The sequence below is a fragment of the Streptomyces sp. 13-12-16 genome, assembly GCF_002114215.1.
Classification (GTDB): domain Bacteria; phylum Actinomycetota; class Actinomycetes; order Streptomycetales; family Streptomycetaceae; genus Streptomyces.
Map to the genome: position 1 here is coordinate 1 of NZ_NCTE01000168.1, position 9,464 is coordinate 9,464.

Genomic DNA, 9,464 nt, shown 5'->3' on the forward strand with positions numbered 1-9,464 from the left:
CGCGCGGGACGCGCACCCCGCCGCCGCCCGCGCCCTCCGCCGGACGGTCCACGTCCTCGCCGCCGCCCTCGTCGTCGGCGCCCTCCTGATGCCGAACACCGCGCCGGGGCTCCGGCCCGGCCGGTTCACCCGGATACCGGCGGAGGCGATCATCGGGGCCGTCCTGCTGCTCGCCCTGCCCCGCCGGCCGCGGATCGTCGTGGCGGCGCTGTACGGGGCGGGCATCGGCGTCCTGACCGTGCTGAACCTGCTGGACATCGGGTTCACCGAGTATCTGGGCCGCGGCTTCAACGTCGTGCTCGACTGGGGGCTGCTCGACGACGCCCAGGCCTACGTGGCGGACTCGACGGGCTCCACGGCCGCGACCGCCGCCGCCGTCGGCGCGGTCGTCCTCGCCCTGCTCCTCGTGACCGTCACGGCACTGGCCACCGTCCGGCTCGGCAACCTGCTCGCCCGCCACCGCGTCCGCGCCGGCCGGGGCGTGCTGATCGCGGGGACGGCGTGGGTCGCCTGCGCCGCGCTCGGGGTCCAGGTCTCCGGTGCGCCGGTCGCCTCCGACCGCGCCGCGGGCGCCCTGAAGGGACAGACGCGGCGCGTGGTGGACACCCTGCGCGACGAGGCGGCGTTCGCGAAGGAGGCGCGGGCGGACACCTTCGGCGCCACTCCCCCCGGCCGGCTCGTCCCGGACCTGCGCGGCAAGGACGTCGTCTTCGCCTTCGTCGAGAGCTACGGCCGCACCGCCGTCGAGGACCCGCTGATCGCCCCCGGCGTCACCCGTGTCCTCGACACCCGCACGGCCGCGCTCGCGAAGGCCGGCTACCACGCCCGCAGCGGCTGGCTCACCTCGGCGACGTACGGCGGCAGCAGCTGGCTCGGCCACTCCACCGCCCTGTCCGGCCTGTGGATCGACAACCAGCAGCGCTACCGCACCGTCACCTCCGGCGACCACCTCACCCTCACCAAGGCGTTCCAGAAGACCGGCGCCTGGGACACCGTCGGCGTCATGCCGGGTGTGCAGAAGGCCTGGCCGGAGGCCGAGTGGTACGGCCTCGACAAGGTCTACGACGCCTTCGGCCTCGGCTACGAGGGGCCGAAGTTCAGCTGGTCGACCATGCCGGACCAGTACGCCCTGGAGGCCTTCCAGCGCCTGGAGCACGGCAGGAAGCGCGACCGGCCGCTGATGGCGGAGATCATCCTCACCTCCAGCCACCAGCCCTGGGCGCCGGTCCCCGAGCTGGTCGACTGGGACGACCTCGGCGACGGCTCGGTCTTCGACGCCGTCCGGAAGGCGGGGAAGAAGTCCTCCGACGTCATCGCCGACTCCACCGAGTCCCGGCGGGAGTACGGCAGGTCGATCGAGTACTCGGTCACCAGCCTCACCCAGTGGCTGGAGCGCTACGGCACCGACGACACCGTCCTCGTCTTCCTCGGCGACCACCAGCCCATCGCCCGCGTCAGCGGCGACGGTGCGAGCCGGGACGTGCCGGTGTCGATCGTCGCCAAGGACCCGAAGGTGCTGGAGAAGACCGACGCCTGGAACTGGACGGAAGGGCTCAGGCCGGCGAAGGACGCGCCGGTGTGGCGGATGAGCTCGTTCCGCGACCGCTTCCTGACGGCCTACGGCTCCACGCCCCGCCCCACGAAGGGCTGATCAGCCGCCGGAGGTGTCCAGTTCCGCTTCCTCGCCGACGCCCGCGCAGTCGTACGGGTCCTTCAGCCAGCCGTCCGGCAGCACCACCCGGTTGTTGCCGGACGTACGGCCGCGGGGGCCGTCGGCGCCGGCCGGCCAGGGCTGGTCGAGGTCCAGCTCGTCGAGCCCGGCCCGCAGCTCCTCCAGCGAGGAGGTGATCGCGAGCCGCTTGCGCATCTCGGAGCCGACCGCGAAGCCCTTCAGGTACCAGGCCACGTGCTTGCGGAAGTCGATCACCCCGCGCGACTCGTCGCCGATCCACTCCCCCAGCAGCGTGGCGTGCCGGACCATGACGTCGGCGACCTCGCGCAGGGCGGGCCGCACGAAGGCGTCGGCGCGCCCTTCGAAGGCGGCCACCAGGTCCGCGAACAGCCACGGCCGGCCGAGGCAGCCACGCCCCACGACCACCCCGTCGCAGCCGGTCTCGCGCACCATCCGCAGCGCGTCCCCGGCCGACCAGATGTCGCCGTTGCCGAGCACCGGGATCTCCGGGACGTGCTCCTTCAGCCGGGCGATGGCGTCCCAGTCGGCGGTGCCGCCGTAGTGCTGGGCGGCGGTACGGCCGTGCAGCGCGATGGCGGTCACACCCTCCTCGACGGCGATCCGGCCGGCGTCCAGGTAGGTCAGGTGGTCGTCGTCGATGCCCTTGCGCATCTTCATCGTGACCGGCAGGTCCCCGGCCCCGCTGACCGCCTCGCGCAGGATGGACCGCAGCAGGTTCCGCTTGTACGGGAGGGCCGAGCCGCCGCCCTTGCGGGTCACCTTGGGGACCGGGCAGCCGAAGTTGAGGTCGATGTGGTCGGCGAGGTCCTCCTCCGCGATCATGCGGACGGCCTTGCCGACGGTCACCGGGTCGACGCCGTAGAGCTGGATGGAGCGCGGCTTCTCGCTCTCGTCGAACCTGATGAGCTGCATGGTCTTGTCGTTGCGCTCGACCAGCGCCCGGGTGGTGATCATCTCGCTGACGAACAGGCCCTTGCCGCCGCTGAACTCCCGGCACAGGGTACGGAAGGGCGCGTTGGTGATCCCGGCCATGGGGGCGAGCACGACGGGCGGCTGAACCGCGTGCGGGCCGATGCGCAGGGTCGTGTCCGTGGTCGGCGAGGAAGTGGGCATTCCCCCATTGTCCCGCATCCCGAGGGGTACCCGGCACGGCGGTGCCGATGACCGTGTAAGGGTCATTAGTTAACCGCACTATCGAAATGCGCGTACGATGGCACCCATGCCCGAGCTCAGCCATGGCCGACGCATGCTGGTGCTCGCGATCTGCTGCATGAGCCTGCTGATCGTGAGCCTGGACAACACGGTCCTCAACGTCGCCCTGCCCGCCCTGCAGAGGGACTTCGAGGCGAGCACCTCGGGTCTGCAGTGGACCATCGACGCCTACACCCTCGTCCTGGCGTCCCTGCTGATGCTGGCCGGCTCCACCGCCGACCGGATCGGCCGCAGACGGGTGTTCATGGCGGGCCTGGTGGTCTTCACCCTCGGCTCGGTGCTGTGCTCACTGGCACCGGACCTGACGTCGCTGGTCGTGTTCCGGATGATCCAGGCGGTCGGCGGCTCGATGCTCAACCCGGTCGCCATGTCGATCATCACCAACACCTTCACCGACCCCCGCGAACGGGCCCGCGCGATCGGCGCGTGGGGCGCGGTCGTCGGCATCTCGATGGCCGCGGGACCGCTGGTCGGCGGGCTGCTGGTGGAGTCGGTCGGCTGGCGCTCCATCTTCTGGATCAACCTGCCGGTGGGTCTGGCCGCGCTGCTGCTCACCTGGCGTTTCGTCCCGGAGTCCCGCGCGCCGAAGGCCCGCCGCCCGGACCCGGTCGGCCAGTTCCTGGTGATCGTCCTGTTCGGCTCCCTGACGTACGCGATCATCGAGGCCCCGCACGCCTCCCTCACGGCGACCGCCCCCTTCGCCGCCGTCGCCCTGCTCGCCCTGCTCGCCCTCCTGCGCTACGAGCCCCGCCGCCGCGAACCCCTCATCGACCTGCGCTTCTTCCGCTCCGCTCCGTTCAGCGGGGCCACGGTCATAGCCGTGAGCGCGTTCGCCTCGCTCGGCGGCTTCCTGTTCCTGTCCACGCTGTACCTGCAGAACGTACGGGGTCTGAGCGCCCTGGACGCGGGCCTGTGGATGCTTCCGATGGCCGTCCCGACCTTCCTGTGCGCCCCGCTCTCCGGCCGTCTCGTCGGCAGCCGGGGGCCGCGGCTGCCGCTGCTGGTCGCCGGTGGCGCGATGACGGTCAGCGGGCTCCTCTTCGCCCTGTTCGAGGCCGAGACGTCCGATGTCACCCTCTTCCTCGGGTACGTCCTCTTCGGCGTCGGCTTCGGCTTCGTCAACGCCCCGATCACCAACACCGCCGTCTCCGGCATGCCGACCGCGCAGGCGGGGGTGGCCTCGGCGGTCGCGTCCACCAGCCGTCAGCTGGGGCAGGCGCTGGGGGTCGCGGTGATCGGCGCGGTGCTGGCGGCGGGGGTGGGGTCGTCGTCGTACGCGGACACGTTCGTGACGGCGGCGCGGCCCGGGTGGTGGATCCTCGTCGTGTGCGGGCTGGTGGTGCTGGTCGTGGGCCTGCTGACGTCGGGCCGCTGGGCACGCCGCACCGCCGAGCGGACGGCGGAGCGACTGAAGACGGCGGAGATCCGGCAGGACGCGGACGTGCCCGCCTGATCAGCCCGGCGGGAGCAGTGCGGGGAGCGGGGGCCACCATGCGGGGTGTGCCCGCACCAGGTCACGCATGACCGGACTGTTCGCCAGGGTGTGCCGACAGTAGTCGCTCCACGGATGGGCACTTTTGCTGTCGGGTACTTCGGCGTGGATGAGGAGGCCGCTGCTCATCACGTCCGCCAGCAGCTCGGCGATCGTGGTGATCGCGTCACGCTCGTCCTGGTGCTCCGGCAGCGGTTTGCCGCCGTAGAAGTACGCGCGGGAGCCGGGGCGTTCGAGCATCAGGAGATGTACCTCCCGCAACGCGCGCAGGGCCATGTCGTTCGCCGAGATGGAGGCCACCGTGTTGCTGATCCCGGCCTGCTCGGCGGCGGCCTTCGTCTGTCTGGCCGCATACAGGACCGACCACACCGACACCACCAGCGCGATCGCGGCCACGAAGGCGCTCACCACATCAGCCATTCCGCCCGCCCCTCCCCACGGCACCGGTGGAACCGTACCGTGATGGAACTCCCTCCGGGAGAACACCTGTTGATGTCGTTCTTGCCTCATGCTCCTTACCGTCCCCGATGCGGGGCAGAAGAACGGCGACACCCGCCCCGGCCACCGGAGAAACCATGTCGCGGACCGACACCAGCAAGGTCAGCCGCTGGGACCTGCACGGCCGTGAGCACACCGTGCGCGTCCAGCGCACCGGCGTGCAGCGCACGCTCAGGTGCGACACCTGCGGCTGGCGCAGAAGCGCGCGGCTCCTGCCGTTACTCAAGGCACAGGAGCACCTGACACAGGCGCACCAGGCGACGGTGGACCCGTCGAACCCGAACCGACGGGTGCCGAACGCGAGGCCCCCGGTGCCGGACCACTGAGTGGTCCGGCACCGGGGGCCTGAAGCGAGCCCGCGCGGCGGCTACGCGCCGATCAGGCGGGAGGCGAGGTACCCCTCGATCTGGTCGAGCGAGACGCGCTCCTGCTTCATGGTGTCGCGCTCGCGCACGGTCACCGCGTTGTCGTCCAGCGTGTCGAAGTCGACGGTGACGCAGAACGGCGTGCCGATCTCGTCCTGGCGACGGTAACGGCGCCCGATCGCACCGGCGTCGTCGAACTCGATGTTCCAGTGCTGGCGCAGGGCCTGCGCGAGACCCTTCGCCTTCGGCGACAGCTCCGCGTTGCGGGACAGCGGGAGCACCGCCACCTTCACCGGCGCGAGGCGGTGGTCGAGCCGCAGCACGGTCCGCTTCTCCATCTTGCCCTTGGCGTTGGGCGCCTCGTCCTCGACGTACGCGTCGAGCAGGAAGGCGAGCATCGCCCGGCCGACACCGGCCGCCGGCTCGATGACGTACGGCGTCCAGCGCTCCCCGGCCTCCTGGTCGTAGTAGGCGAGGTCCTGGCCGGAGGCCTTGGAGTGGGAGGAGAGGTCGTAGTCGGTGCGGTTGGCGACACCCTCCAGCTCGCCCCACTCGCTGCCGCCGAACTGGAAGCGGTACTCGATGTCAGCGGTGCGCTTGGAGTAGTGGGAGAGCTTCTCCTGCGGGTGCTCGTACCACCGCATGTTCTCCTCGCGCAGGCCGAGACCGGTGTACCAGTTCCAGCGCTGCTCCATCCAGTACTCCTGCCACTTCTCGTCCTCGCCCGGCTTGACGAAGAACTCCATCTCCATCTGCTCGAACTCGCGGGTGCGGAAGATGAAGTTGCCGGGCGTGATCTCGTTGCGGAAGGACTTGCCCATCTGGGCGATTCCGAACGGCGGCTTGCGGCGCGAAGTGGTCTGCACCTGGGCGAAGTTGGTGAAGATGCCCTGGGCGGTCTCGGGGCGCAGGTAGGCGATGGAGCCGGAGTCCTGCGTCGGGCCGAGGTGGGTGGAGAGCAGGCCCGAGAACTGCTTGGGCTCGGTGAAGGTGCCCTTGTTGCCGCAGTTGGGGCAGTTGAGGTCGGCGAGGCCGTTCTCCGGGGCGTGGCCCTTCTTCTCCTCGTACGCCTCCTCCAGGTGGTCCGCGCGGAACCGCTTGTGGCAGGAGGTGCACTCGGTCAGCGGGTCCGTGAAGGTGGCGACGTGGCCGGAGGCCACCCACACCTCGGGGGCCAGGATGACGGACGAGTCGATACCGACCACGTCCTCGCGCGACGTCACCATGTAGCGCCACCACTGGCGCTTCAGGTTCTCCTTGAGCTCGACACCCAGCGGTCCATAGTCCCAGGCGGCACGCTGGCCGCCGTAGATCTCACTGCAGGGGAATACGAAGCCACGGCGCTTGCTCAGGCTGACGATGGTGTCGATCTTGTCGGCGGCCACGGTGCTCTCTTCATTACGACGACGGGCGACGAAGCGAGATTGCTTCCAGCGAAGCCCTCAGGCTACCGGCGCGGCCTGCCCCGCGACCAATTCGGTGCCCCCTACAGCGCCCTCACGTGCTTTGTTGACAACGGTTTCCATATTTGTTGAAAATGAGTGTCATGAACGTACGACGACACTACATATCCACGGCCGCGCTGGCCGCGGTCACCGCCCTCGGTCTCGGCACCCTGACCGCCTGTTCCTCCGACAGCGCCGCCGCGGGCAACACCGACAAGTTCGACGTCGTCGCGTCGTTCTACCCGATGGCCTTCCTCGCCGAGCAGATCGGCGGCGAGCACGTCAGCGTCACCAGTCTCACCGAGCCCGGCCAGGAGCCGCACGACCTGGAGATCAGCGCCAAGCAGACCGCGCAGCTCGAGGAGTCCGACGCGGCGCTCTACCTCAAGGGCCTCCAGCCCACCGTCGACGAGGCCATCGGCCAGTCCCCGGTGAAGACGAAGATCGACGCGGCGACCCTGACCTCCCTGGAGGAGCACGGCACCGAGGCCGGCGGCCACGAGGAGGAGCACTCCGAGGAGGGACACGCCGAGGAGGGGCACGCCGAGGAGGAGGAGCACGGCCACGAGCACGAGCACGAGCACGAGGGCGGCAAGGACCCCCACATCTGGCTCGACCCGGTCAAGTACGCCGAGGTCGCCGAGGGCGTCGGCAAGGCCTTCGAGAAGGCCGACCCCGACCACGCCGCCGACTACGAGAAGAACACCGCGGCCCTGGTCGGCAAGCTGAACGACCTCGACGAGAAGTTCGAGACCGGCCTCGCGGACAAGAAGACCGACGTCTTCATCACCACGCACGCCGCCTTCGGCTACCTCGCCGAGCGCTACGGCCTGACCGAGGAGGCCATCAGCGGCCTGGACCCCGAGACCGAGCCCAGCGGCGCCCGCGTGAAGGAACTCCAGCAGATGGCGAAGGCCGACGGCGTCACCACCGTCTTCTACGAGACGCTCGTCAGCGACAAGACCGCCAAGACCCTCGCCGGTGACACCGGACTGAAGACGGACGTCCTCGACCCGCTCGAGGGCATCACCGACGCATCCCGCGGCGACGACTACTTCCAGGTCATGGAAGCCAACCTCAAGGCCCTGCAGACGGCCCTGGGAACCAAGTGACCGACGAACCACCGGAGGACGGCATGACGACCGGGCCCGTCATCTCCCTGCGCGGCGTCCGCGCCGAGCTGGGCTCGCGCCCCGTCCTGCGCGGCATCGACCTCACCGTGCACCGCGGTGAGGTCGTCGCCCTGCTCGGCGCCAACGGCTCCGGCAAGTCGACGGCCGTGCGCAGCGTCATCGGCCAGGTGCCCGCCAGCGCGGGCGAGATCGAGCTGTTCGGCACCCCGCGGCACCGGTTCCGCGACTGGGCGCGCGTGGGCTACGTCCCGCAGCGCACCACCGCCGCCGGAGGCGTGCCCGCCACGGTCACCGAGGTCGTCTCCTCCGGCCGCCTGGCCCGCACCCGCTTCGGCCTCTTCCGCAGGACCGACCACGAGGCCGTACGTCACGCCCTGGACCTGGTCGGCATGGCGGACCGCGCGAAGGACTCCGTCGACGCCCTCTCCGGCGGCCAGCACCAGCGGGTCCTGATCGCCCGCGCGCTCGCCGCCGCCCCCGAACTGCTGATCATGGACGAGCCGATGGCGGGCGTCGACCTGGCCAGCCAGGAGATCCTCGCCGAGACCCTGAGGCACCAGGTGTCCGAGGGCGCCACGGTCCTCCTCGTCCTGCACGAACTGGGCCCGCTGGAACCCCTGATCGACCGGGCGGTCGTGCTCCGCGACGGCTGCGTCCTGCACGACGGCCCGCCCCCGAAGGCCGTCGGCCAGCACGCGCTGCCCGGCCACGACCACGTCCACCCGCACGCCCCCGCGGGTACCGAACCGATCCGCACGGGACTGCTGAGCTGAATCCGATGGACATTCTCGACTACGCCTTCATGCAGCGGGCGCTGCTCGCCGCCGTCCTGGTCGGCATCACCGCCCCCGCCGTCGGCATCTACCTCGTCCAGCGCCGCCAGGCCCTCATGGGCGACGGCATCGGCCACGTCGCCATGACCGGCGTCGGCCTCGGCTTCCTGCTGAGCTGGTCCCCGGTGTGGATGGCGACGCTGGTCTCCGTCCTCGGCGCCGTCTTCATGGAACTGGTCCGCTGGTACGCCAGGACCCGCGGCGACATCGCCCTCGCGATGCTCTTCTACGGCGGTATGGCCGGCGGCGTGATGTTCATCAACCTCGCCCCCGGCGGTTCCACCACCAACCTCTCCTCGTTCCTCTTCGGCTCCCTGTCCACGGTCTCCGAGTCCGACGTGACCGCGATCTGCCTGCTGGCCGCGTTCGTGGTCCTGGTCACCGTCGGTCTGCGCCGGCAGCTCTTCGCCGTCAGCCAGGACGAGGAGTTCGCCCGGGTGACGGGCCTGCCGGTGCGGTTCCTGAACCTGCTCACGGCGGTCACGGCCGCGGTCACGGTCTCCGTCGCCATGCGCGTGGTCGGCCTGCTGCTGGTGAGCGCGCTCATGGTGGTGCCCGTCGCGGCGGCCCAGCAGCTCACCCGCAGCTTCGCCGCCACCTTCGCCATCGCCGTCGCGATCGGCGTGAGCGTGACCATCGGCGGCACGGTCACCTCGTACTACCAGGACGTGCCGCCCGGCGCGACGATCGTGCTGCTGACCATCGGCGCGTTCATCGCGCTGACCGCGCTGGCCGCCCCGCTGGCCCGCCGCCGCGCCCGGGCGCTGGCCGCCGCACAGCCCGGCGGCGACCC

General features: G+C 70.7%; 9 protein-coding genes. 6 read left to right on the top strand and 3 right to left on the bottom strand.

Annotated elements, in window-relative coordinates; all coding sequences use genetic code 11:
* A partial coding sequence (locus B7767_RS07900) for a CDP-alcohol phosphatidyltransferase (protein ID WP_256923354.1) occupies positions 1-1,651 on the top strand: 1,651 nt, incomplete at its 5' end.
* Here the strand turns inward: B7767_RS07900 and dusB are convergent.
* Positions 1,652-2,806, bottom strand: coding sequence for a tRNA dihydrouridine synthase DusB (dusB, locus tag B7767_RS07905; protein ID WP_085571534.1), 1,155 nt, complete (start codon positions 2,804-2,806; stop codon positions 1,652-1,654).
* 106 nt (positions 2,807-2,912) lie between these two features.
* Between dusB and B7767_RS07910 the strand changes: the two genes are divergently transcribed.
* Positions 2,913-4,358, top strand: coding sequence for an MFS transporter (locus B7767_RS07910; protein WP_085571535.1), 1,446 nt, complete (start codon positions 2,913-2,915; stop codon positions 4,356-4,358).
* Here the strand turns inward: B7767_RS07910 and B7767_RS07915 are convergent, their stop codons facing one another.
* On the bottom strand, positions 4,359-4,817 hold the full coding sequence (locus tag B7767_RS07915) for a hypothetical protein (RefSeq protein WP_143652274.1): 459 nt from the start codon (positions 4,815-4,817) through the stop codon (positions 4,359-4,361).
* A gap of 155 nt (positions 4,818-4,972) precedes the next feature.
* Here B7767_RS07915 and B7767_RS07920 point away from each other — a divergent pair, with 155 nt between their 5' ends.
* Positions 4,973-5,221 (top strand): hypothetical protein, encoded by a 249-nt coding sequence (locus tag B7767_RS07920; protein WP_085571537.1) that lies wholly within the window; start codon positions 4,973-4,975, stop codon positions 5,219-5,221.
* 41 nt (positions 5,222-5,262) lie between these two features.
* Here B7767_RS07920 and B7767_RS07925 read toward each other — a convergent pair whose 3' ends face one another.
* Entirely contained in the window at positions 5,263-6,645 is a 1,383-nt protein-coding gene (locus B7767_RS07925) for a glycine--tRNA ligase (RefSeq protein ID WP_085571538.1), read from the bottom strand.
* Between the two features lie 161 nt (positions 6,646-6,806).
* Between B7767_RS07925 and B7767_RS07930 the strand changes: the two genes are divergently transcribed.
* The 3 genes from B7767_RS07930 to B7767_RS07940 form a co-directional block, all read left to right on the top strand.
* A complete protein-coding gene (locus B7767_RS07930; RefSeq protein ID WP_085571539.1) occupies positions 6,807-7,817 on the top strand; it encodes a metal ABC transporter substrate-binding protein in 1,011 nt (336 codons plus the stop codon).
* Positions 7,818-7,840: 23 nt separating this feature from the next.
* Positions 7,841-8,611: a metal ABC transporter ATP-binding protein gene (locus tag B7767_RS07935; RefSeq protein ID WP_085571542.1), complete on the top strand. Its 771-nt coding sequence runs from the start codon at positions 7,841-7,843 to the stop codon at positions 8,609-8,611.
* Positions 8,612-8,616: 5 nt separating this feature from the next.
* The coding region (locus B7767_RS07940) for a metal ABC transporter permease (RefSeq protein WP_085571540.1) at positions 8,617-9,464 on the top strand (848 nt) is incomplete at its 3' end.

Bases quoted from the DNA above. Each gene is read 5' to 3' on its own strand.
- dusB (WP_085571534.1), bottom strand. From the start codon at position 2,806: ATGCCCACTTCCTCGCCGACCACGGACACGACCCTGCGCATCGGCCCG.
- B7767_RS07930 (WP_085571539.1), top strand. From the start codon at position 6,807: ATGAACGTACGACGACACTACATATCCACGGCCGCGCTGGCCGCGGTC.
- B7767_RS07935 (WP_085571542.1), top strand. From the start codon at position 7,841: ATGACGACCGGGCCCGTCATCTCCCTGCGCGGCGTCCGCGCCGAGCTG.
- B7767_RS07915 (WP_143652274.1), bottom strand. From the start codon at position 4,817: ATGGCTGATGTGGTGAGCGCCTTCGTGGCCGCGATCGCGCTGGTGGTG.
- B7767_RS07910 (WP_085571535.1), top strand. From the start codon at position 2,913: ATGCCCGAGCTCAGCCATGGCCGACGCATGCTGGTGCTCGCGATCTGC.
- B7767_RS07920 (WP_085571537.1), top strand. From the start codon at position 4,973: ATGTCGCGGACCGACACCAGCAAGGTCAGCCGCTGGGACCTGCACGGC.